This window comes from Streptomyces sp. GMY02 (assembly GCF_019056675.1).
Classification (GTDB): Bacteria; Actinomycetota; Actinomycetes; order Streptomycetales; family Streptomycetaceae; genus Streptomyces; species Streptomyces odonnellii.
Map to the genome: position 1 here is coordinate 263,494 of NZ_CP077658.1, position 22,262 is coordinate 285,755.

Annotated in this window: 20 protein-coding genes and 2 pseudogenes; 14 read left to right on the plus strand and 8 right to left on the minus strand. The window is 72.1% G+C overall.

Annotated features, from left to right (window positions below; genetic code table 11):
• Nucleotides 1-60 precede the first annotated feature (60 nt).
• The 5 genes from KQY30_RS01065 to KQY30_RS37280 are packed head-to-tail and all read left to right on the plus strand — an operon-like array spanning nt 61 to nt 4,312.
• Nucleotides 61-654 (plus strand): NifU family protein, encoded by a 594-nt coding sequence (locus tag KQY30_RS01065; RefSeq protein ID WP_217305121.1) that lies wholly within the window; start codon nt 61-63, stop codon nt 652-654.
• On the plus strand, nt 651-1,322 hold the full coding sequence (locus KQY30_RS01070; protein ID WP_217305122.1) for a DUF5947 family protein: 672 nt from the start codon (nt 651-653) through the stop codon (nt 1,320-1,322). Before KQY30_RS01065 ends, KQY30_RS01070 begins: the two co-directional genes overlap by 4 nt.
• Nucleotides 1,319-2,032, plus strand: coding sequence for a DUF6084 family protein (locus KQY30_RS01075; RefSeq protein ID WP_254406861.1), 714 nt, complete (start codon nt 1,319-1,321; stop codon nt 2,030-2,032). Before KQY30_RS01070 ends, KQY30_RS01075 begins: the two co-directional genes overlap by 4 nt.
• Nucleotides 2,029-3,477, plus strand: a complete 1,449-nt coding sequence (locus KQY30_RS01080) for a hypothetical protein (protein ID WP_217305123.1) — start codon at nt 2,029-2,031, stop codon at nt 3,475-3,477. Before KQY30_RS01075 ends, KQY30_RS01080 begins: the two co-directional genes overlap by 4 nt.
• Before the next feature lies 1 nt (nt 3,478).
• Nucleotides 3,479-4,312, plus strand: a complete 834-nt coding sequence (locus tag KQY30_RS37280) for a hydrogenase maturation protease (RefSeq protein ID WP_217305124.1) — start codon at nt 3,479-3,481, stop codon at nt 4,310-4,312.
• Between the two features lie 48 nt (nt 4,313-4,360).
• Here KQY30_RS37280 and KQY30_RS01090 read toward each other — a convergent pair whose 3' ends face one another.
• Nucleotides 4,361-4,762 carry a helix-turn-helix transcriptional regulator gene (locus KQY30_RS01090; RefSeq protein WP_217305125.1) on the minus strand — a complete coding sequence of 134 codons (402 nt, stop codon included), beginning with the start codon at nt 4,760-4,762 and terminating at the stop codon, nt 4,361-4,363.
• Nucleotides 4,763-4,875: 113 nt separating this feature from the next.
• On the opposite strand from KQY30_RS01090, the gene KQY30_RS01095 reads away from it, so the two are divergent.
• The 7 genes and pseudogenes from KQY30_RS01095 to KQY30_RS01125 all read left to right on the plus strand — a co-directional run bounded on the left by KQY30_RS01095 (nt 4,876) and on the right by KQY30_RS01125 (nt 12,626).
• On the plus strand, nt 4,876-5,310 hold the full coding sequence (locus KQY30_RS01095) for a hydrogenase maturation nickel metallochaperone HypA (protein ID WP_217305126.1): 435 nt from the start codon (nt 4,876-4,878) through the stop codon (nt 5,308-5,310).
• Between the two features lie 87 nt (nt 5,311-5,397).
• Nucleotides 5,398-6,117, plus strand: a complete 720-nt coding sequence (hypB, locus tag KQY30_RS01100; protein ID WP_217305127.1) for a hydrogenase nickel incorporation protein HypB — start codon at nt 5,398-5,400, stop codon at nt 6,115-6,117.
• Nucleotides 6,114-8,534: a carbamoyltransferase HypF gene (hypF, locus tag KQY30_RS01105; RefSeq protein WP_217305128.1), complete on the plus strand. Its 2,421-nt coding sequence runs from the start codon at nt 6,114-6,116 to the stop codon at nt 8,532-8,534. Before hypB ends, hypF begins: the two co-directional genes overlap by 4 nt.
• A 154-nt stretch (nt 8,535-8,688) precedes the next feature.
• A pseudogene (locus KQY30_RS36030) lies at nt 8,689-8,931 on the plus strand (HypC/HybG/HupF family hydrogenase formation chaperone); the annotation flags it as partial.
• A gap of 194 nt (nt 8,932-9,125) precedes the next feature.
• Nucleotides 9,126-10,274 carry a hydrogenase formation protein HypD gene (gene hypD, locus KQY30_RS01115; RefSeq protein ID WP_217305130.1) on the plus strand — a complete coding sequence of 383 codons (1,149 nt, stop codon included), beginning with the start codon at nt 9,126-9,128 and terminating at the stop codon, nt 10,272-10,274.
• A 130-nt stretch (nt 10,275-10,404) separates the two neighbouring features.
• On the plus strand, nt 10,405-11,394 hold the full coding sequence (hypE, locus tag KQY30_RS01120) for a hydrogenase expression/formation protein HypE (RefSeq protein ID WP_254407508.1): 990 nt from the start codon (nt 10,405-10,407) through the stop codon (nt 11,392-11,394).
• A 29-nt stretch (nt 11,395-11,423) separates the two neighbouring features.
• Nucleotides 11,424-12,626, plus strand: a complete 1,203-nt coding sequence (locus KQY30_RS01125) for a serine hydrolase (protein ID WP_217305131.1) — start codon at nt 11,424-11,426, stop codon at nt 12,624-12,626.
• A 59-nt stretch (nt 12,627-12,685) separates the two neighbouring features.
• Here the strand turns inward: KQY30_RS01125 and KQY30_RS01130 are convergent, their stop codons facing one another.
• Nucleotides 12,686-13,516, minus strand: coding sequence for an aldo/keto reductase (locus tag KQY30_RS01130; protein ID WP_217305132.1), 831 nt, complete (start codon nt 13,514-13,516; stop codon nt 12,686-12,688).
• Nucleotides 13,517-13,758: 242 nt separating this feature from the next.
• A complete protein-coding gene (locus KQY30_RS01135) occupies nt 13,759-15,216 on the minus strand; it encodes a GH1 family beta-glucosidase (protein WP_217305133.1) in 1,458 nt (485 codons plus the stop codon).
• Nucleotides 15,217-15,554: 338 nt separating this feature from the next.
• Here KQY30_RS01135 and KQY30_RS01140 point away from each other — a divergent pair.
• Nucleotides 15,555-16,582, plus strand: a pseudogene (locus KQY30_RS01140) (LacI family DNA-binding transcriptional regulator).
• Between the two features lie 39 nt (nt 16,583-16,621).
• Here the strand turns inward: KQY30_RS01140 and KQY30_RS01145 are convergent.
• Both KQY30_RS01145 and KQY30_RS01150 read right to left on the minus strand, forming a co-directional pair.
• Nucleotides 16,622-17,002, minus strand: a complete 381-nt coding sequence (locus tag KQY30_RS01145) for a VOC family protein (RefSeq protein WP_217305134.1) — start codon at nt 17,000-17,002, stop codon at nt 16,622-16,624.
• Between the two features lie 109 nt (nt 17,003-17,111).
• The gene (locus KQY30_RS01150) at nt 17,112-18,080 is read right to left on the minus strand and encodes an SDR family NAD(P)-dependent oxidoreductase (protein WP_217305135.1); all 969 of its coding nucleotides are present in this window, start codon (nt 18,078-18,080) and stop codon (nt 17,112-17,114) included.
• 268 nt (nt 18,081-18,348) lie between these two features.
• On the opposite strand from KQY30_RS01150, the gene KQY30_RS01155 reads away from it, so the two are divergent.
• The gene (locus tag KQY30_RS01155) at nt 18,349-19,383 is read left to right on the plus strand and encodes an alpha/beta fold hydrolase (protein WP_217305136.1); all 1,035 of its coding nucleotides are present in this window, start codon (nt 18,349-18,351) and stop codon (nt 19,381-19,383) included.
• 102 nt (nt 19,384-19,485) lie between these two features.
• Here the strand turns inward: KQY30_RS01155 and KQY30_RS01160 are convergent, their stop codons facing one another.
• The 3 genes from KQY30_RS01160 to KQY30_RS01170 all read right to left on the minus strand — a co-directional run bounded on the left by KQY30_RS01160 (nt 19,486) and on the right by KQY30_RS01170 (nt 22,196).
• On the minus strand, nt 19,486-20,190 hold the full coding sequence (locus tag KQY30_RS01160; RefSeq protein WP_217305137.1) for a DUF305 domain-containing protein: 705 nt from the start codon (nt 20,188-20,190) through the stop codon (nt 19,486-19,488).
• Complete coding sequence (locus tag KQY30_RS01165) at nt 20,166-21,116, minus strand: DUF1996 domain-containing protein (protein ID WP_217305138.1); 951 nt, start codon at nt 21,114-21,116, stop codon at nt 20,166-20,168. Before KQY30_RS01165 ends, KQY30_RS01160 begins: the two co-directional genes overlap by 25 nt.
• A 615-nt stretch (nt 21,117-21,731) precedes the next feature.
• Nucleotides 21,732-22,196 (minus strand): Rrf2 family transcriptional regulator, encoded by a 465-nt coding sequence (locus KQY30_RS01170; protein WP_217305139.1) that lies wholly within the window; start codon nt 22,194-22,196, stop codon nt 21,732-21,734.
• Between the last annotated feature and the right edge of the window lie 66 nt (nt 22,197-22,262).

Consider the following 22,262-nt stretch of genomic DNA (forward strand, 5'->3'; position numbering starts at 1 on the left):
GGCGCCGGGAGGATCCCGGCGCCACGAAGGAGCGGGCCCCTCGGCGAAAGGCGGCGTGACATGGCAGCAACGGCCGGTGAGCAGCGGGCCGGTGAACGCGTCGACGCGCTGCTCGACGAGCTGGGCCGGGCGGTGGGCCCGTCGGGCCGCGCGCTCGCGGACGAACTGGTGCGCGCCGTCGTCGAGTTCTACGGTACGGGTCTGGCCCGGGCCGTCGAGCTGCTGGGCGATCCGCCGGAGGGCGCGGAGCCGCTGGCACTGCTCGGCGAGGACGAACTCGTCGGCGGGCTGCTGATCCTGCACGACCTGCACCCCGACGACACCCTGACCCGGGTGGAACGGGCACTGGACGAGGTCCGTCCGTATCTCGGTTCGCACGCCGGTGATGTGGAGATCGCCGGGATCGCCCCGGAGCCGGAGGGGGACGGCGCGGCCGGGGGACGGACCCTGCGGCTGCGGCTGCGCGGAAGCTGCGACGGCTGCCCCTCCTCCGCGCAGACGGTGCGCTGGACCATCGAGGAGGCCGTGGCACGCCGGGCGCCGGAGATCGCGCGCGTCGAGGTCGAGGGCGTCGCGGAGGAGAGCCCGCAGCCGAAACTCCTCCAGATCATGTCCCGGCCGCCGGACGCGGCCGATCTGGCGGCGGGGCCATGACCACCCGGCCCGCGCCCGGCCCGGACGGGCTGCGCGGCTTCACCCGCCGGCCGCCGCCCGCCGAGAAGCGGTGCGAGCTGTGCGCCGAACCGCTGCCCGGGGAGCACCGGCATCTCGTGGACACCCGGAAGCGCTCTCTGCTGTGCGCCTGCGCCGGCTGCCATCTCCTGTTCACCCGGCCGGGCGCGGGCGCGGGCCGCTTCCGGGCGGTACCCGACCGGTATCTGTCCGATCCGGACTTCGTCCTGGACGAGGAGAGCTGGAGCAGGCTCCAGATCCCGGTGGGGCTCGCCTTCTTCTTCCGCAACTCCGAGCTGGACCGGACGGCCGCGTTCTACCCGAGCCCCGCGGGCGCCACGGAGAGCGAGCTGGACCCGGCCACATGGCAGGAGGTCCTCGGTTCCGGGCGGCTGGCCGCGCTGCTCCAGCCCGATACGGAGGCACTGCTGATACGGCGGGAGCGCGGCACCGGCGCCGCGAGCACGGGCGGCGCGGGCGGGTGCTGGCTGGTGCCGGTCGACGTCTGTTACGAGCTGGTGGGCCGGATGCGGCTGCGCTGGCAGGGGTTCGACGGCGGCGCCGAGGCGCGCGCCGAACTGGCGGACTTCTTCGCCCGGGTCGCGGCGCGGGCCCGGCCACCGACGACCGAGCGGGAGGACGGCCGATGACCGATATGACGTTCACCTGTGTCGGCGTACGGCCGGAACCGTACGGCACGGGCCCGACGCTGCTGTTCCGGCTGCGGATCGAGGCGGCGGAGGGCGCCCGGATCCATGCGGTGGCGCTGCGCTGCCAGTTGCGGATCGAGCCCGCCCAACGGCGGTACGCGCCCGCCGAGATGGAGATGCTCGGTGATCTCTTCGGCGAGCCGGACCGCTGGAGCACCACCCTCACACCGCTCCAGTTCGCCCATGCCTCGGTGACCGTGCCCGGCTTCACCGGCGCCACCGAGATCGAGCTGCCGGTGCCCTGTACGTACGACATGGAGGTCGCCTCGGCCGCGTACTTCCGCGCCCTCGCGGACGGCGAGGTGCCACTGCTCCTGCTCTTCTCGGGCACGGTCTTCTCCGGCGACCGCGGGTTCATGGCGGAACCGGTGCCCTGGCACAAGGAGGCGGCGTTCCGTATGCCGGTGAAGGTCTGGCGGAGCCTGATCGAGCAGTACTTTCCCGGCACCGGCTGGCTGCGGATGCGCGACGACTGTCTGGACGCGCTGCGCCGCTTCCGCTCGGAGCGCGCCCTGCCGTCCTGGGAGCGGGTGTTCGAGGAGCTGCTCCGTACGGCGGCGGACCCCGGGCCCGCACGGGCTGCCCGGTCCACCGGGTCTGCCGGGTCTGCCGGTTCCTCCGGGTCCGCCGGGCGAGGAGGGCGGTCATGACGGACCAAGTGGCCGTGGACTTCAAGGGGTTCGACGAGGCCCGCCGGGTCGCCGACGCCCTGCTGTTCGAGGGGTATGTGCTCTACCCCTATCGGGCGTCGGCCCGTAAGAACCGGCTGCGCTGGCAGTTCGGCGTGCTGGTGCCGCCGTCCTGGGCCGGCATGTACGGCGAGCACGCCGGGCAGCGTACGGAATGCCTGCTCGAACCCCGCCGTGCCGGTCACCTCCTCGTGGAACTCCGCTTCCTCCAGGTGCGCCGCCGCACGGTGGAACGCCCGACGCCGGACGGCCAGGGCTGGACCGCGACGGCGCGACTCGACCTGCCCGACCGGGTGCTGGTCCCCTGGGACGAGGGCGAGGAACAGCGGGTGGCGCTGCGGGTGCCGCTCGACGAGCTCGCGGGCGGCGGGCGGACCGTACGGTTCGACCGCCCCGGCGGGGTCGCGTACGAACCGGTCCATGAGACAGGCGGTACGGGACCGGTCGTCGGGCGTCTGGTGCGGCACGGCCGGGCGCTGGCGGGCGAGATCCACCTGGCCACCGAGCCGCTGCCGGGCCCGTACGGGGCACTGCGGCTGACCGTGACCGTACGCAACGCCTCGGACTGGGCACCACCGGACCGGGCGCCGGACCCGCGTGGGCGCGGCGACCGCGAAGCCGCCCTGCCGTACAGCCTGATCGGAGCGCATCTGCTTCTCGGGCTGCCCGGCGGGCGGTTCCTGTCGATGACGGACCCGCCCGAGTGGGCCCGGCCCGCCGCCCGCACCTGCCGCAATGAGCACACATGGCCCGTGCTGGCCGGTGGTGAGGGCCGGGACGATGTCCTGCTCTCCTCGCCGATCATCCTGGACGACCACCCCGAACTCGCCGCCGAGAGCCCTGGACCGCTCTACGACGCCACCGAGATCGACGAGATCCTCTCGCTGCGGACCGCCGCGCTCACCGAGGAGGAGAAACGGGAGGCGCGCGGGACGGACGCGCGGGCGGCCGAGGTGATCGATCTGGTGGACGGAATGCCCGCGCAGGTCATGGAGCGACTCCATGGCGCGATACGGGGCCTGCGCGAGGCGACGGGTGAGCGGCCCCGCGAGGACGGTCAGCGGCTCCACGAGGACCCGGCCGAGGCGCGCGACGCGTACAGCGCCTACGACGCACCGGGGCCGGAGACGGTGACGGTCGGCGGGCGGCTCATCGGAGTGGGCAGCCGGGTCGTCCTGCGGCCGGGCCCGCGCGGGTCCGACGCCCAGGACATCTTTCTGGCGGGGCTCGGCGCGACGGTCGAGGCGGTGCTGACGGACCTGGACGGCGAGACGCACATCGGGGTGACCGTCGACGGCGATCCGGGCACGGACGTACGCCGTCTTCAGGGCCGGTTCCTGTACTTCCGGCCGGACGAGGTCGATCCCCGCGCCGATCCCCGCGGCGGTCCGGAGGGCGGTGGTTGACATGGCGGGCAGGACCCTGGTCGCGGGGATCGGCAATGTCTTCCTCGGTGACGACGGCTTCGGCGTCGAGACCCTGCGTGTGCTGGCCGGACACCGGCTCCCGCCGGACGTCGAGCTGATGGACACGGGCATCCGGGGCGTCCATCTCGCCTACCGGCTTCTCGACGGCTACCGCGGGCTCGTGCTGCTCGACACGGTCGACCGAGGCGCTCCCGCCGGCACCCTGCACGTACTCGACATCGACCCGGTCGATCCCGCCGCTCGCGGAACGCCTCAGGCGGCCGTACCGCTGGACGGGCACGGCATGGACCCGGCGGCCGTGCTGCGGCTGGTCCATGAACTGCACGCGGGCGCCGGTGGCACCCTGCCCGAGCGGATCGTGCTGGTCGGCTGCCAGCCGCTCACCCTCGAAGAAGGCATCGGACTCAGCGAGCCGGTCGCCGCCGCCGTCGGACCGGCGGCCGGGCTGGTCCTCGATCTGATCCGGCACGAAGGTCATAAAAGCCACGAAGGACACGGAGACCACGTAGCCCATGCAGCCCATGCAGGCCACCAGCACGAAGGCCGCCAAGGAGGCGATGACCGTGATGCACGCGATGCGCGAGATACGGGCGGGACGAATGGCGGACCGCCCCAGAAGCCGCCCCAGGCCCCGCCCCGGCAACCGCCCCAGGACCCGCACCGGGCCGGCGGACCGGCCGTTGCTGTGGGCCTGCGCCGGAGCGGTCATGGCCGGGGCGGCGTACGAGACGGCGAAGTCGGTACCGGACCTGCGCCGCTATCTCCGGATGCGGCGGATGTAGACGCCCGGGAAGCAGAGGCCCGGGACCGATGAACGACCGGCGACGAACGACCCGCGGCGAGCGCGGACGGCGTCCGGCGGTCAGGCGGGGCCCGTCGCCGGCGGGTGCCCGGACAGCGGCCGTACCTCTCGGTCGGCGGGACCCGGCCCGTTGAGCTGCGCGTACCGCTCCAGGAACAGATGCAGCGTACTGTGCAGCTCCCCCAGACGGACGAACCAGAGCGACAGGCTCATCGACCCCGCCGGGGTGATCTCGTACTCCCGGCGGGCGGGCCCGGACGCGGAGGCCCGCCACCGGGAGGAGATCTGACCGCATTTCTCCATGCCGCGCAGCAGCCGGTACACATGCGCGGACTCGGCTTCGGCCCAGCCGAAGGCGCCCAGACGCTGGGTCAGCTCGTATCCGTGCCCCGGCCGCTCGGTGAGCAGCAGCAGGATGACGGGGTTCATCAGCGCGCGTCGTTCGGTGTCGTGCGTCGTCATGGTCGCGATCTCCCGATGTGGCCGGGAAAGCTGGACATCAGCCCGTCCGGCGCTTGAGACCACGCTAACCAGCCCCGGCGGGACCGGCCAGCCGCCGCAAGGAGGTGAGAGCCGTGCACGAACTGTCCATCGCGGCCGCCGTGGTCGCCCAGGTGGAGGACGCCGTACGCACCAATGGCGGCGCGCGCGTCACCTCGCTGCGGCTGCGGATCGGCGAGCTGGCGGGGGTGGTGCCGGAGGCGCTCCGGTTCTCGTTCGGCCTGGCGAGCGAGGGGACTGTACTGGCCGGTGCCCGGCTGGAGCTGGACACCGTACCCGGCAGGGCGCGGTGCGACGGCTGCGGGCGGGACTACGCCGTGGGCATGCCGCCCCTGCTCTGGTGCGACGGCTGCGCCCGGCCGCTGGCCGAGTTGCTCTCGGGCCGGGAGCTGGAGATCGCCGAGGTCGCTCTCATGGACGCCTCCGAGGTCGCGCGGGTGGATTCCTCGGATGCGCGCCGCCGGGACTGCGGTGAGGATCGGGGTACGCCCCGGGCCGTGTCTGACTGACAGATGCCGTGTCTGACCGACGGACAACGTCGTCCGCCCACAGGGCGGAGCCGGACGGGATTTGTCGGACACGCCCTAGGAGGCCCCATGTGCCGAGTCGTTGATCTGCGCCAGGCCGTCCTGGCCAAGAACGACGCCAGTGCTCTGGAGCTGCGCGAGCATCTCGCCGCCCGGGGCACGACCGAGGTGAATCTGCTGTCCAGCCCGGGCAGCGGCAAGACCGCGCTGCTCGAACGGCTGCTGGAGCGGGCCGTCGAGGCGGGTATCGCGGTCGCGGCGGTCACCGCCGACCTGGCCACCGAGAACGACGCACGGCGGCTGGCGCGCGCCGGAGCACCCGTCAAACAGGTGCTGACCGACGGACTGTGCCATCTGGAGGCGGGAATGCTGCGCGGGCATCTCGACGGCTGGCTTCCGGCGGACACCCGGGTGCTGTTCGTGGAGAACGTGGGCAATCTGGTCTGCCCCGCGTCGTACGACCTCGGGGAGAGCCTGCGGATCGTGCTGGTCTCGGTGACCGAGGGCGAGGACAAACCGCTCAAGTACCCGACGGCGTTCGGTCTCGCGCAGCTTGTGGTCATCACCAAGACGGACATCGCGGCGGTCGTCGAGTTCGACGCGGAGGCCTTCCACCGGAATGTGCGCCGGGTGAATCCGGGGGTGCCGGTGCTGGCGACCTCGGCGCGCACCGGGGCCGGGGTCGACGATCTGCTGGCCCGCGTCCTCGACTGCGCGGACGGCGAGCCCGTACACCGCCCGGTGTACGAGGGTACCTCCGCCGCTCGCGGAACGGCCGAGGCGCCATGAGCGGGCCCGTGTCCTCCGTACGCGCCACCGGTCCGGCCGCCCCGCCTGCCACGTGTGAGCGCCGGCGTGTGCTGGTGTGCGGGGTGGTGCAGGGCGTCGGCTTCCGGCCGTTCGTGTACGCGCTCGCCACCGGTCTCGGTCTGACGGGGTGGGTCACCAACACCGCCGAAGGGGTCAGTCTGGAGGTCGAGGGACCGGCGGAGGCTGTGGCGGCCTTCTGCGAGCGGGTGGCGGACAGCGCGCCGCCGCTGGCCGTCGTGGAATCGGTGCGGCACCGGCCCGTACCCGCCGTCGGCGGCAGCGGATTCACGATCCGCCCCTCGGCCGACTCCGGCTCCGGCGGGGCCGGACGCACCCTGGTCTCCCCCGACATGGCGACGTGCGACGCGTGTCTGGCCGAGCTGGCCGAGCCGGCGGACCGCCGCTACCGGCACCCCTTCATCAGTTGTACGCACTGCGGCCCGCGCTTCACCGTCGTCACCGGGCTGCCGTACGACCGGGCGCGGACCACGATGGCCGGTTTCCCGCTCTGCGCCGACTGTGCGCGGGAGTACGAGGATCCGGCCGACCGGCGCTTCCACGCGCAGCCGGTCGCCTGCCATGCCTGTGGCCCCCAACTCTCCCTGCTCAGGCCCGCGTCGGGCGGACCCGCCGTGACGGCCTCGCGTGAGAGCGCGCTCACGGAGGCCCGGCGGCTGCTGGCGGCCGGGGCGGTCGTCGCGGTGAAGGGGCTCGGCGGCTACCACCTGGCCTGCGATGCCTCCGACGCCACGGCCGTGGCGGGCCTGCGCGCCCGCAAGCGGCGCGGCGCCAAGCCGTTCGCCGTGATGGCCGGTTCGCTGAAGACGGTGGAGCGGCTTGCCTTCGTAGGTCCTGAGGAGCGCGAACTGCTGCTGGGACAGCGCGGGCCCGTCGTTCTGCTGCGCCGCCGCGACGGCGGTGAGCCGCTGGTGGCGGACGGTGTGGCGCCCGGCAGCCCCGATCTCGGGGTGCTCATGCCGTACACCCCGCTGCACCATCTGCTCCTGGGCCTGCCCGGCGATCCGCCGGGGCCGCCGGTGCTGGTGATGACCAGCGGGAACCGGTCGGGCGAGCCCATCGTGACCGATGACGAGGACGCCCTGACCCTGCTGGACGGTCTCGCGGACGCCTGGCTGACCCATGACCGGCCGTTGCGGGTGCCGTGCGACGACTCGGTGGTACGGGTCTCTGCGGGCCGGGTGCTGCCCGTGCGCAGATCGCGCGGCTACGCGCCGCTGCCGGTGGCGCTGCCCGTACCGGTGGAGCCGGCGCTCGCCGTCGGCGGGGACCTGAAGAACGTCTTCTGCGTCGCGGAGGGCCGGTACGCGTGGCTGTCCGCCCATGTCGGCGACATGGACGGACTGGCCACGCTCACCGCCTTCGAGGCGGCCGTCGGGCATCTGTCGGAGCTGGCCTCGGTCACGCCCCGGGTACTGGTCGCGGACCGGCATCCCGGCTACCGCTCGGGGCAGTGGGCCCTGCGCCATGCCGGGGGCCGTCCCGTACGCCGTGTCCAGCACCATCACGCGCATGTGGCGTCGGCGATGGCGGAGCACGGTCTGGACGGCTCGGCTCCGGTGATCGGGGTGGCCTTCGACGGTACGGGGTACGGGGACGACGGCACGGTGTGGGGCGGCGAGGTGCTGCTCGCGGACTACGACGACTTCCGGCGCTTCGGCAGGCTGGCGCATGTGCCGCTGCCGGGCGGTGACGCGGCCGTACGGAACCCGTACCGCATGGCGCTCTCGCATCTGCGGGCGGCGGGCGCGCCCTGGTCGGAGGACCTGCCGTGTGTCTCCGCCTGTTCGGCCGGTGAGCGGCGGCTGCTGGAGCGTCAGCTCGCGCGCGGCGTCGCCTGCGTACCGACATCGAGCATGGGGCGGCTCTTCGACGCCGTCGCCTCGCTCGCGGGGGTGTGCCACCGGGTGGAGTACGAGGCCCAGGCGGCGATGGAGCTGGAGAGCGCGGCCGTGGCGGGCGCCGGCCCGGCGGGTTGTGGTCCGGCGGGCGGCGGCGCGGCGGAGGGCTACCGGTTCGGGCTGGTCCCCGGGGGGCCGGGCGACGGGGTGGAGCTGGTGGCCGACCCGGCTCCGGTCCTGGCCGCCGCCGTACGGGACATACGGGCGGGTGCGGGCGCTCCGGTGGTCGCCGCGCGCTTCCACGGCGCGGTGGCCGGGCTGGTGGGCGAACTGTGCCGCGCGGCCCGTGACCGTACGGGACTGACCACCGTCGCCCTGACCGGCGGGGTGTTCTGCAACGGCGTGCTGACCGCGGGGTGTACGGAGCTGCTGGAGCGCGACGGATTCACCGTACTGAGGCACCACATGGTGCCGCCCAACGACGGCGGGCTGGCCCTGGGTCAGGTGATGGTCGCCGCCCGGGTCGTGAGGGGCTGACACAGGCCGAAGCCACATGTAGTGGGCCCATATGTGCGGCATCCACGTGTATGGCATCCACATGTGCCGGGCCCACATGTGGTGAACGCATATGGGCGGAGCCACCACAGGCGGAGCCGCCACACGCCGCACCAACAACATCTGAGGAGAAGCCATGTGCCTTGCCGTTCCCGGCAGAGTGCTGGACATCGAGGAGCGGGACGGAACCCGGATGGCGCACGTCGACTTCGGGGGCGTGGTCAAGGACGTCTGTCTGGAGTACGTGCCGGAGATCGGGGTCGGTGACTACGCGATCGTGCATGTCGGTTTCGCGCTTCAGCGGCTCGACGAGGAGTCGGCCAGGCGGACGCTGGCGCTGTTCGAGAATCTCGGCGTCCTGGAGGAGGAGTTCGGGGACGCCTGGGGCCGGGCGGCGAAGGAGGCGGGCGCCGACCGTCCCAAGGGCACGAAGGACTCCGGAGGCGCGGCGAAGCCCCGGGCCGCCAAAGCCGCCCGCACCGGGCCGGAGGCCCCAACCACCCGGAGCCCCGCCAAGCCTGCCGCCACCCGGTCCCCGGGTCGCAAGCCCCGTCCCCCGCAGGAGGAGAGACCATGAAGTATCTGGACGAGTTCAGCGATCCCGATCTCGCCGCCCGGCTGTTCGACGACATCCGGGCCACCGTCACGCGGCCCTGGGCACTGATGGAGGTCTGCGGCGGCCAGACCCACTCGATCATCCGCCATGGCATCGACCAGCTCCTCCCCGACGAGGTCGAGCTGATCCACGGCCCCGGCTGTCCGGTCTGTGTGACCCCTCTGGAGACCATCGACAAGGCGCTGGAGATCGCCTCCCGGCCCGATGTGATCTTCTGCTCCTTCGGCGACATGCTGCGGGTGCCTGGCAGCGGCCGGGATCTGTTCAAGGTCAAGAGCGAGGGCGCGGACGTACGGGTGGTCTATTCACCGCTCGACGCGCTCCGGATCGCCCGCGAGAACCCGGGCCGCCACGTGGTCTTCTTCGGGATCGGGTTCGAGACGACGGCCCCTCCCAACGCGATGACCGTCCACCAGGCCAGAAAACTCGGCATCGAGAACTTCAGCCTGCTGGTCTCCCATGTCCGGGTCCCCCCGGCGATCGACGCCATCATGAACGCGCCCGCCTGCCGCGTCCAGGCGTTCCTCGCCGCCGGCCATGTCTGCACGGTCATGGGCACCGCCGAGTACCCCGAACTCGCCGCCCGGCACCGCGTTCCCATCGTCGTCACCGGCTTCGAACCGCTCGACATCCTGGAGGGCATCCGGCGCGCCGTACGCCAGTTGGAGGCCGGCGAGCACACCGTCGAGAACGCCTATCCGAGGGCCGTACGGGCGGAGGGCAGCCCGGCCGCCCGCGCCATGCTGGAGGAGGTCTTCGAGGTCACCGACCGGGCCTGGCGCGGTATCGGCGTGATCCCGGCCAGCGGCTGGCGGCTGTCCCCCGCCTACCGGGCGTACGACGCGGAGCACCGCTTCTCCGTGACCGGTATCCGGACCCAGGAGTCCACGGCCTGCCGCAGCGGTGAGGTGCTCCAGGGGCTGATCAAGCCGCACGAGTGCGAGGCGTTCGGCACGGTCTGCACCCCGCGCACCCCGCTCGGCGCCACCATGGTGTCCAGCGAGGGCGCCTGTGCCGCGTACTACCTGTACCGAGGCCTGTCGGCACCGGCCCCGTCGGCCGCCGCCGGACCGGGAGCACGAGAAGAGGTGACCTCCGTTGGCTGAGCCAATGCCGACCGGGATCCGCGAGGCGGACGCCGTCAGACCCGAGGTCCGGCCCCAAGTTCACCCCGCCGCACCGGACTTCGACGGGTGGGCCTGTCCCGTACCGCTCCGCGACCACCGGAAGATCGTGATGGGACATGGCGGGGGCGGGCGGCTCTCCGCCGAACTCGTCGAGCATCTCTTCGCCCCGGCGTTCGGCGGCGAACTCCTCGCGGAACTCGGCGACTCCGCGGCACTCACCCTCGGCGGGGCACGGCTGGCCTTCTCCACCGACTCGTACGTCGTGCGCCCGCTGTTCTTCCCCGGCGGCAGCATCGGCGATCTCGCGGTCAACGGAACGGTCAACGACCTTGCCATGACCGGCGCCCAACCCGCCTTCCTGTCCTGTGCGTTCATTCTGGAGGAGGGCGTCGAACTCGCCACGGTGGGCCGGATCGCCGAGGCGCTCGGCGCGGCGGCCCGGGCGGCCGGGGTGACCGTCGCGACGGGCGACACCAAGGTGGTGGACGCGGGGCACGGCGACGGCGTGTACATCAACACGGCCGGCATCGGACTGATCCCCGACGGTGTCGACATCCGTCCGCGCCGCGCCGCACCCGGCGACGTCGTGATCGTCAGCGGCCCGATCGGCGAGCACGGCGTGGCCATCATGAGTGTGCGCGAGGGTCTGGAGTTCGGGGTGGAGGTCGAGAGCGACACCGCGCCGCTGGCCTCGCTGGTGAGGGCGATGCTGACCGCCTGCCCCGATCTGCACGCGCTGCGCGATCCGACCCGGGGCGGTCTGGCGACCTCGCTCAACGAGATCGCGTCGGGGGCCGGAGTGGGTATCACTCTCAGGGAGCGTGCGCTTCCGGTACCGGAGGCCGTGGCCAACGCCTGTGCCTTCCTCGGCCTCGATCCGCTGTATGTGGCCAATGAGGGCAGGCTCGTGGCGTTCGTACCGCGGGCGCACGCCGACGCGGTGCTCGCGGCGATGCGCGCGCATCCGCTGGGCGGAGGAGCGGTGGTGATCGGTACGTGTACGGCGGACCATCCCGGCATCGTGGTGGTGAACACCGGACTCGGCGGGACCCGGGTGGTGGATCTGCCGCTGGGTGAGCAACTGCCGCGCATCTGCTGAGGCTTGACCTGGGGAATGGAAGGGGCCGGATGGCGGAACCCCCTGGAGCGCACGGAGTTGAAGAGGGTCACGGAGTCCGCGGGGTACATGGATTCTGCGACGAGCGGTTCACCCCCGTACGGGACACCCTGGCCGGGCTGCTCGACCACGGCGACCTGGGCGCGGCGGTCTCGGTCCGGCTCGGCGGAATACCGGTGGTGGACCTCCGGGGCGGCCGGTCCGATCCGGCGCGGCGTACGCCCTGGGGGCCGGACACGCTGGTCGGGGTGTTCTCCGTCACCAAGATGATGACCGCGCTCTGTGCCCATCTTCTCGCCGACGAGGGCGAGTTGGACTTCGGCGCTCCGGTGGCCCGGTACTGGCCGGAGTTCGCCGCGGCGGGCAAGGACGAGGTCCTGATACGCCATCTCCTGGGGCATACGGCCGGACTGCCGTCCTGGGACGCGGAGTTGGCGGTCGAGGACCTGTACGACCGGGAGAGGGCAACCGGGCTGCTGGCGGCGCAGGCGCCCTGGTGGCGGCCGGGGACCGAGTGGGGCTATCACTCGGTCACCTTCGGTTTTCTGGTCGGGGAGGTCGTCCGCCGGATATCCGGGCTGTCCCTCGGCACGTTCTTCCGTACCCGGCTGGCCGAACCGCTGGGTGCGGACTTCCACATCGGTGTGCGCCCCGAGGACGATGCCCGTGTCGCGCGCTACCGGGTGCATCCCGCGCTGTTCGACCCGCCCGAGCCGGCGGAGGGGCTGGCGCCCGAACTGGTCGCGCAGTCACGGAAGTTACTGGGCAATCCGCCGGTGTCGGCGGACACCGTCGAGTCCATCGGATGGCGACGCGCGGAGATACCCGCGTCCAGCGGCTACGGCACGGCGGGCGCGATCACGGCCGTACTCTCCGTCCTGGCGGGAGCCGGTGAATCCGGCGGTACCCGGCTGATGTCACCGGCGGTCGCCGACCGGGTCCTCGATGTGCAGTTCGACGGCGCCGACCGGTACACCGGCGCCCCGGTCCGCCACGGCACGGGGTACGGCCTGAACTCACCGGCGGCGCCCTTCTCCCCCAATGAACGCGCCTGCATATGGGGCGGCTTGGGCGGATCGGTCGCGATGGCCGACCTGGACGCCCGGATGGCCGTCGCGTACATCACCAACACCCTGAACCCGGGCGGCGGTTCGGGCGGCCGACGCGGCCTGTCGGTCATCGCGGCGGCGTACGAGTCGCTCGCCGCGCGCTGAGACCGCGAGCCGGACCACGGATGGCGGGCAGCGGGCAGCGGCTGGATTCTGCGGCCCGCTCAGAACTCCTCGTGCGTTTCGGGGTCCCCGCCGAGCCTGCGGTGCGGACCCGCCGAGATCCTCGCCATCTCGTCCTCGGTCAGCTCGAAGCCGAAGATGTCCAGGTTCTCGCGCCGGCGGCCGGGGTCGGCGGACTTGGGGATCGGTACCGCCCCGAGCTGGGTGTGCCACCGGAGCACGGCCTGCCCCGGTGTCACCCCGTGCGCCCGCGCGACCGCCACGGTCTCGGGGTCCTCCAGCAGCCCCCTGCCCCGCCCGAGCGGACTCCAGCTCTCGGTGACGATGCCCCTGGCCTCGTGGAAGGCGCGCAACTCCGCCTGGGGCAGCAGCGGATGCAGCTCGATCTGGTTGACCGCGGGCAGCACCCCGGTCTCCGCTTCGAGGCGCTCGATATGCGCGGCGGTGAAGTTGGAGACCCCGATCGACCGGACGAGTCCGTCCTCGCGGAGCTTGATCATCGCCTTCCATGACCCGACGTATTTGTCCACGCGGGGCAGCGGCCAGTGGATGAGATACAGATCCACCCGGTCGAGTCCCAGATTGCGCCGGGACTCCTCGAAGGAGGCGAGAGTCTCCTCGTACCCGTGGTGGCGTCCCGGCAGTTTGGTGGTGACGACGATGTCCTCGCGCGGCAGGCCGCTGCGCAGCACGCCACGCCCGGCGCCGGTCTCGTTGCGGTAGTTGAGCGCGGTGTCGACCAGCCGGTAGCCGAGCGCCAGCGCACCGGCGACGGCCTCCTCGGCCCCGGCGTCGTCGAGCGGAAAGGTCCCCAGTCCGACGGCAGGCAGGGTCGTACCGTCATTGAGCGTACGCACCGGAATACTGGCCACAGGTCTCCCGCTTCCCTCTCGCATACCGGTCCCCAAGCCTAGGGCCTCTCGTTTGGATCTTGCTGGGCTCGCGGGCCCTGGCACCGCGCCTCGCGGCGTTGTCGTCAGTCGCCTACGCTCCGCGTGGGCTCCCTCCTCCGCCTTGCGATCCACGGCACCAGACCCCGCTCCCTGATCCAGCCAGATCCAAACGAAAGACCCTAGGCCCTGTCCCGGCGCGTATAGGCCGCGGGCGGATGCCGCTACTCGGGCGGCGGTACGGTGCCCGTACGGGTCACTCGGGCGTACCAGTGGGCGCTGGACTTGAGCGTGCGGCGCTGGGTCGCGTAGTCGACGTACACGGCGCCGAAGCGCTTTCCGTAGCCGTACGACCATTCGAAGTTGTCGAGCAGCGACCAGAGGAAGTAGCCGCGGACATCGGCGCCCGAGGCGATGGCCCGGTGGACGGCCGCGAGATGGTCCCGGAGATAGGCGATCCGCTCCGGGTCCCGGACCTCGCCGTCGGGAGCGGCGTAGTCGTCGAAGGCCGCCCCGTTCTCGGTGATCATGACGGGCAGCCCGGGGTGGTCCCGCCGCACCCGCATCAGCAGCTCGTAGAGACCGCTGGGGTCGATGGTCCAGCCCATGGCGGTCCGGTCGCCGGGGGTGGGGTGGAAGACCACCTCGTCCGCGCCGGTCCACGGGCTGTGGTCGCTCACCGCGTGTCCGTCGGATCCATGTGTGGCGGGCCCATGTGTGCCGGCCCCATGGGAGACCAGGGTGGGTGAGTAGTAGTTGACGCCGAGGAAGTCCAGCGGCTGGTGGATGAGTGCGGTGTCACCGTCCCGGACGAACGACCAGTCGGTGACCCCTTCCGTGTCGGTCATCAGATCGGCGGGATAGGCACCGTCCAGCATGGGCCCGGTGAAGATCCGGTTCGCGACGGCGTCGATACGGCGGACCGCGTCCGCGTCCCCGGCGCTTCCGGTCAGCGGGCGCACATGGTGCAGATTGAGGGTGACGGACACCTTGGCGTCGACGGGCAGCCGCTCGCGCATCGCCCGGACCGCCAGACCGTGGCCGAGGTTGAGGTGGTGGGCCGCGCGCAGGGTGTCGGCGGGTTCGGTACGGCCGGGGGCGTGGACACCGGAGCCGTACCCGAGGAAGGCGCTGCACCAGGGCTCGTTGAGGGTGGTCCAGGTGCCCGCCCGGTCGCCCAGCGCGTCGGCGACGATGCCCGCGTACTCGGCGAAGCGGTACGCGGTGTCGCGCTCGGGCCAGCCCCCGGCGTCTTCGAGTTCTTGGGGCAGGTCCCAGTGGTAGAGGGTGACGACCGGCTGGATGCCCTTCTCCAGCAGTCCGTCGGCCAGCCGCCGGTAGAAGTCGAGACCCTTCTCCGAGGCGGGTCCGCTGCCGGTGGGCTGGACGCGGGGCCAGGAGACCGAGAAGCGGTACGCCCCGACGCCCAGGCCGGAGAGGATCTCGATGTCCTCGGGCCAGCGGTGGTAGTGGTCGGTGGCGATGTCGCCGGTGTCGCCGTTGCGTACCCGGCCCGGGGTACGGGAGTAGACGTCCCAGATGGAGGGGGTGCGCCCGTCCTCCTGTGCGGCGCCTTCGATCTGGTACGCGGCGGTCGCGGCGCCCCAGAGGAAGCCGGGCGGGAAGCTCAGGGGCGCCGCAGGGTCGGGGGCATGCCCGGGGGCGGTTTCCGAGGTGGCCACAGGGGTCCTTCCGCAGAGGGCGGGCAGAGGGCGAACAGCGGTCGTACGGGCGGGTCGTGCGGCGGTGGGAGCGCGGGTGCGGAGGAGCCTCCTCCATGGATCAGGAGTCCGGCGGACCGGGCCCCTGGGAGCGCTCCCACTCGATTGTGGAAGACTCTCCGTGGAGACCCTGCCTTGTCAAGGCCACTTTCCCGTTCCGTACCCGGATGAGTCCGGATGCGGACGGGCACGGGCTTGGACGGGCGCGGGCCCCGGGCCGCCGGCTCTCCGGCGGCCCCGCACGATTTCCCGGTGAGCGCCACGGCGCGGCACCCGGAACGAAAGGCAGGAGACGACGGATGAGCAGCGCCGCACAGCCGGACAGGAGGCCGACCCTGGAAGCGGTCGCCCGGCTCGCGGGCGTGGGCAGGGGTACGGTCTCCCGGGTCGTCAACGGCCTCCCAGGGGTCAGCGCGAAGGCCAGGACCGCCGTCGAGGCGGCCATCGCGGAACTCAACTACGTACCGAATCCCGCCGCCCGCAGCCTGGTCACCAGCAGGACCGACAGCATCGCGCTGGTGATCCCCGAGTCGGAGAGCCGGCTGGCCGCGGAACCGTACTTCGCCGCCGTGATCCGGGGGTGAGCAGTGAACTCGCCGACACCGAGATGCAGTTGCTGCTGATCCTGGTGCGCGACCGGCGCGAGCTGGACCGGCTGATCCGGTTCGTGGAGGCCCGCCGGGTCGACGGAGTGCTGTTGGTGTCGGTCCACCGCGACGACCCGCTGCCCGCGTTCCTGGAGAAGACCCGGATACCGACGGTCCTGGTGGGACGGCGGTCGGTGGATGAGCCACTGAGCCACGTCCACTCCGACAACGCGGGCGGCGCGGCGCAGGCCGTACGGCTGCTGCTGGACCGGGGGCGTACGGTCGTCGCCACCATCGCCGGACCGCTCGACATGGATGTCGGCGACAGCCGCCTCCAGGGGTGGCACGACGCCCATGCCGAGCGGGACATCCTGCCGGACGAGTCGCTGGTCGCGGCGGCCGACTTCACCGAGGAGGGCGGCCGGGCCGCGATGAGCGAACTCCTCGGGCGCCGCCCGGACATCGACGCGGTCTTCGCCGCGTCCGACGTGATGGCCGCGGGCGCGCTGACCGAACTGCGCGAGCGGGGGCGGCGGGTGCCGGAGGATGTGGCGGTCATCGGTTTCGACGACTCGATCGTGGCCCGCCACACGGTGCCGCCGCTGACGAGTGTCAGCCAGCCGACCGAGGAGATCGGACGGACCATCACCCGGCTGCTCCTCGACGAGATCAACGATCCCGCCGTGCCCCGCCGCCGTCTCACCCTGCCGACGACCCTCACCGAACGCCGGAGCACCTGAGCGGCCGGGGCGTGTCCGACCGGAACAGGGCGGCCAGGTTCAGGTCCGCACCCAGAGGCAGAAGGGGTGTCCCGCCGGGTCGAGACAGACCCGTACATCGTCCTGGGGCTGGAAGCGGTGCCGGACCGCGCCCAGCTCCTCGGCGTACGCGACGGCCAGGTCCAGATCGTCGACCTCGATGTCGAGATGGATCATCATCTGCTGACGGCCGGGCTCGGAGGGCCACTCGGGCCTGGTGTACGCGGGCTCCGACTGGAACGCCAGGCCCGCGCCGCCACCCGGCGGAACGAGCTTGACCCAGTCGGGCTCGTCGGCCGCCACCGTCCAGCCCAGAAGCCGCTGGTAGAACGCGGCCAGCTCGCGCGCGTCCGGGGCGTCGAGCACCGCGCCGGTGAGTGTCGTCCGCGGCCGTCCGGTCATCGAGCCACCTTCCCCGGCCCGGCGGGCCCCGGTCGATCGTAACGGCCGGTGATCCACGTACGGCGCCGGCCGGGGAGCACTCCCCGGCCGGCACGCGGGAGCGGCGCGCTCAGGCGGTGGACGCGAACGCGTCGACCCCGGTCAGCTCGGCCGAGAGCCGCCACAGCCGCGCCGCCTGCTCGGGATCGGTCGCCCAGTCCCGTACTCCGCCCCGCACCGAGGGGTCGGCCGCCGCGGGCTCCGCGATCTCGCAGTCCTCGCAGTACACCCCGCCCGCGTCCGCCAACTGGGGTGATGTCGCCGCCCAGAGCTGGGTGGCCGCGCCCTGCTCGGGCGACTTGAACGAGGGGTTCAGCGGATTGCCGTCCTCGTCGATCCAGCCCGCCGCGACCATCTCCTCCGTGGCGAGATGGCGCTGGAGCGGCGTGAGGATGCCGCCGGGGTGCACCGAGAACGCCCGTACGCCGGCGTCGCGGCCGAGCGCGTCGAGCTGCACGGCGAAGAGCGCGTTCGCCGTCTTGGCCTGGCCGTAGGCCACCCACTTGTCGTAGCCGGTCTCGAACCACAGGTCGTCCCAGCGGATGGGCGAGCGGTGGTGCGCGCCGGAGGACAGCGAGACCACCCGCGCCCCGCCGGGCTCGATGGCCGGCCACAGCCGGTTGACGAGCGCGAAGTGACCGAGGTGGTTGGTGGCGAACTGCGCCTCCCAGCCGGGGCCGACCCGGGTCTCGGGGCAGGCCATGACGGCGGCGTTGGTGATGACGATGTCGATGGAGCGGCCCGAGGCGACGAAGCGCTCGGCGAAGGCGCGGACGCTGTCGAGATCGGCGAGGTCGAGTTCGTCGATCTCGACCCCGTCGATACCGGTGAGCGCCTCCTCGGCGGCCGCGGGCCGCCGGGCCGGTACGACGACACGGGCACCGGCGCCGGCGAGCGCGCGGGTCGTCTCCAGTCCGAGGCCGGAGTAACCGCCGGTGACGAGGGCGAGCTTTCCGGTGAGGTCGATACCGCGCAGTACGTCCGCCGCGGTGCTCCGCGCTCCGAACCCTGATCCGATCTTGTGCTGAGACGTGGTCATGTCCTGAAGGCTACGAATTGGAGCGCGCTCCAAGTCAAACGTGGGAGCGCCACCCCCGGCCGGACCTGATCGCGGAGCACGGTCCGGCTCGGTGACGGAGCGGCCGCATGGGCGACCGGTATGTCGGCCGCACGAGCGACCGTCGAATCCACCGGCGGACCGCGGGGCGCGAACCGCCCACGATCGGGTCAGCGATGCGGGCTCCGGGCGGATCAACTGCTAGGCAGGCAGGGACGTCGTTGTCCCTTCCGCAGCTCTGGAGTCATCCATGCCCATCGACACCGTCCTCGCCCAGGGCCAGGAACCGCCCAGTGCTCGCCCGCTGATCCCGGGGCAGGAGGCGGACGAGGGGACGGGCCCGGGTACGGAAGGGGGCGCGGGAGCGGAAGCGGGCACAGCGGGCATTACGGTCGAGGAGCGGGATCTCTCCTTCGACGGGTTCCGCTACACCTGCCGGGTCGTACGCAACGGCGAGCGGCTGACCGAGCCCCTCCTGGTGCTGGGCGGCTCGTCCCAGGACCGCAACTCGTGGATCCGGCACGAGAAGTGGCTCGGCCCGCTGGGCGAGGTGATCACGGTGGATCTGCCGGGGTACGGCACCGCGGACTTCCTGCCCGCGTCGTACGGGGTGGACTTTCTGGCCGCGGCCGTACGGCAGTTGCTCACCGAACTCGACGTGCCGCGGGTCAATCTGGTCGCCGCCTGTTACGGCGGAGCAGTCGGGCTGCGCTTCGCCCAGCACTGTCCGGGGATGCTGGCGCGGCTGCTGCTGGTCGGGATGACCACCCGCATCCCGGCGGACTACGCGGCGGCGATGGAGCGCTGGGCGGTCATGATCGACCAAGGCGAGACGGACTCCATCGCGCGTGAGCTGGCCGACCGTTTCATGTCGCCGCCCGGCACGGGCCGGGTCCGCAAGCACGCCGCCGTCTCCCGGCTCGTGTACCAGCAGATCGCCGGCCAGGACCCGGAGCAGCTCCGGAAGTCGGCGGAGCACAACACCCGGCTGATGCGGCACGAGTGGTACCGGCCCGAGCCGGTGCCCGCCGTACCGAGCCTGGTGGTCACCGGGGAGTACGACACACTGTGCACCCCGGAGATGGGCCGGGAGGTGGCCGCGCAGCTCCCGCGGGCGCGGTTCATGACGATCGACGAGACCGACCATCTCGCGCCGGTGGAGCGGATCGCGGACTTCGCCGATCTCGTGGTTCGCTTCTGCACCGACCGCCCGCTGGACGGACTGCCGTACTGCAGCAGGCCGGAGACCCTGGGCACGTCGGTGGCCGTGCCGGTCCGGCCGTAGCCACACGTTCAACGGGCCGGCGGCGGGTCTGGAGCCGCTCGGCCGAACGGGTGCCGGGCGCCGGAGGGCGCCCGGCACGGGTGCGCGCGGCCGGTGGTACGGTCACCCGTCCAGCCGGTCCAGTTCCTTCAACTGCCCGGCGCGGCGCTCCCCCAGGTCCTTGGCGAGGCCGGTCGCGGCGGGTGCGGCTCCCGAGTCCTGTTCGCCGCGCGAGAGAAGGATGCTCTGTTCGAGGTGCTCGCGGAGATAGGTCTTGGCGAGGGCGTCGAACGCCTTGCCGCGGTTCTTGGCGACGGTCCGCAGCTCCGCGTCGGTGACCATGCCCTTCATGTCATGGCCCTCGTGCGGATTGGTGCCGGCCGCGCCTGTCGCCTTGAGGACCGCGCGCAGCCGGGTCAGTTCGTCCCGGTGCGTCACCTCCGTACGCCGCGCGAGTTCCGAGAGGCCGGGGTCGGCCGCGCGGTCGGCGACAAGGTCGAGCAGGAGCAGGGTGCGTTCGTTCATGGGTGCCATGAGCTGGGCCCAGCCGCGGTCGGTGGCGTTGTAGCCGCCGGGCGCGACGGCGTCGGCGGAGTAGGACGGCGTGGCGCTCTTCGCCGGAGGCCGGGCGCCGCCGCTTCCGTTGCCGTCACCGTCAGCGTTGCCATCGCCACCGCCGCAGCCCTGCGTCCCGAGCAGGGCCAGCGTCAGCAGTGCGGCCGGGAGGACATCCGAGAGGTTGGTACGGCCCGGACGGGGCGGCGGCCCACCACCCTTGCGCGGCCGGCCGCCGCCCCACGGCATCACGGGTTCCCGTTGGCGCCGCATTTGATGATCGGGTTGATGCAGTTCTTCACGCGGCGCTCCATCTCCCCCGCCGGCCAGGCGTTGAAGAAGTCACCGTGCATGGTGTATCCGGGTCCCGACGCGAGCCGGAAGCCCGCCGGGTTCCCGTTAACCGGGTAGCGCAGGACCTGGCGCAGCTTGGGCACCGGGACCGGGTGGCTCGCCGGGCACGCGTTGTTGACCGGGTAGGACATGTGGCTCTTGTGGTCCGCCGAGTCGAGGTCCCTGCCGTTCCAGCACTGCGGGAAGTCGAGGTACGACTCCATCATCGTGCCGGCCGGGCAGTTGACGAAGTCCTTCGACGGGGGAACATGACCGGCGTGCAGGCACGACCAGCGCGAACGGGTGTCCACGTCGTTCGGACCCGTCGCCTTGGCGTTGCCGGCCACGATCTTCAGGCCCTCGGGTATGGGCTGCGTACGGGCGATGATGTCGTCGGACACGCCCTCACCGAGGTAGTAGAAGGTGGTACCGGTCGGCTCGACGGGCTGGTTGTTCACATACAGGGTCGGAACCCAGTACGCGGAGAGGTCGACGACCGGGTCACACGTGGTGTCGGCTCCCTTCAGATCGCCGAGATTGGTGTACGCGTTGGTGGCGTGGCTGCCGAAGAAGCTGTGCATGTGCGAACCGCCGGGCAGACCGGGCACCACGATCGGGTCGTCCGGCAGCCGGTGGCTGAACTTGCACTCGGCCACGAACTCGGCCACACGCACGACGTCCGGCGCCGCGGCGGCCTTGGCCGGAGCGGCTTGCCGGGTGACTTCACTCTCCACCTGGGCGACCGCCCCGGTGGAACCGAAGATGAGCTGAGCGGCGACGGCACACACCGCCACTAAGCCGGCGAGAAGGGCCCGCACGCGTCCCCTGCCGACGCGGCGGCCGTTCTCGGACCGCGATGATCTCATGACCACTCCAAACGGAGTCGAGGATTCCGCACACCGTCCGCACCGGTCACCGACCGGCGCTTGGGCAGTGCGGCATTCCGAGGGTGGGGGCGGGAAGCCCGGAACTGAAGCTCCCCTCGACTGCCGGACGCTAGAGTCGGCCCCAGGTGCCGTCAAGGTGCTGCGTCAAGTTCCGGAACTGATGGATCGTCAGTTCCGGATGACGGCAGGAGGCTTGACGGCTTCCCCCGACGGACCCGGTGGATCACGCCGGGACGCCCGTACCTGGTCCCCCCGCGCCGCCGGGGCTCGACAGAGGCCTCTGTCGCCGCGCCCCGGTCGCATGTCGGCCCCGCGACGCGACGTACTGACGTGTTCAGTTGGTGAACGTTTCGGGTAGGTGCGCCGGGCCGTACCTTCGACTAACGAATCAGGACGTTCGACCAACGCAGCAGAGCAAAGGCGGGCATACGGGGGTGCCGGCGGTGCCGTCGCGGTGGACCAGGGCGGGTTCCTGACCGTGGCCAGGTTCATGGTCGTGGCCAGGTTGCCGGCTGTGGCCGCCGCCGGCTTCGAGTTCGTCCGGATTCCGGCCCTGATTGCGTTCCCCCGCGCAAACTCGCCGCTCGCGCCAGCCTACGCCGGGACCACCGGGGAGACATCGCGAACCGCGGTCCGCCGACCGGTGTTCCGGGACCCGGCGCCCTCGGCGGCGAGTCCGGCGATGGTCGTACGGCCGAGCACCGACTGCGCCGATGCCTCGACCGCACGCCACAGATCCGGCAGCCCCTGGGCAGCGCCCGGGTAGTTGAGCGTCTCGGGCCGTTCGCCGCGGAGCGTGAAGAACTCACCGTCCACCGCGGTCATCACCTCGGCCACACTGATGGCGGCGGGATCGCGGCCGATCCAGTAACCCCCTTCACAGCCGCGCCGGCTGCGGACCAGACCGGCCTGCCGCAGATCCCGGAAGACCGATTTGAGGAACCGGAACGGGATGTCCTGCGCGGACGCGATGCCCTCACAGGTCAGGGGCCGTCCGCTGTCGGCGGCCAGTTCGACGAGCGCCCGTACCGCGTAGTCCGCCTTCGCCGATATCTGCATGTGCACTGTCTCCCCGTTGAATTCCGTGCCTGACGAGTACCGTCCGAGAGCACCGCGGAAGCCGGA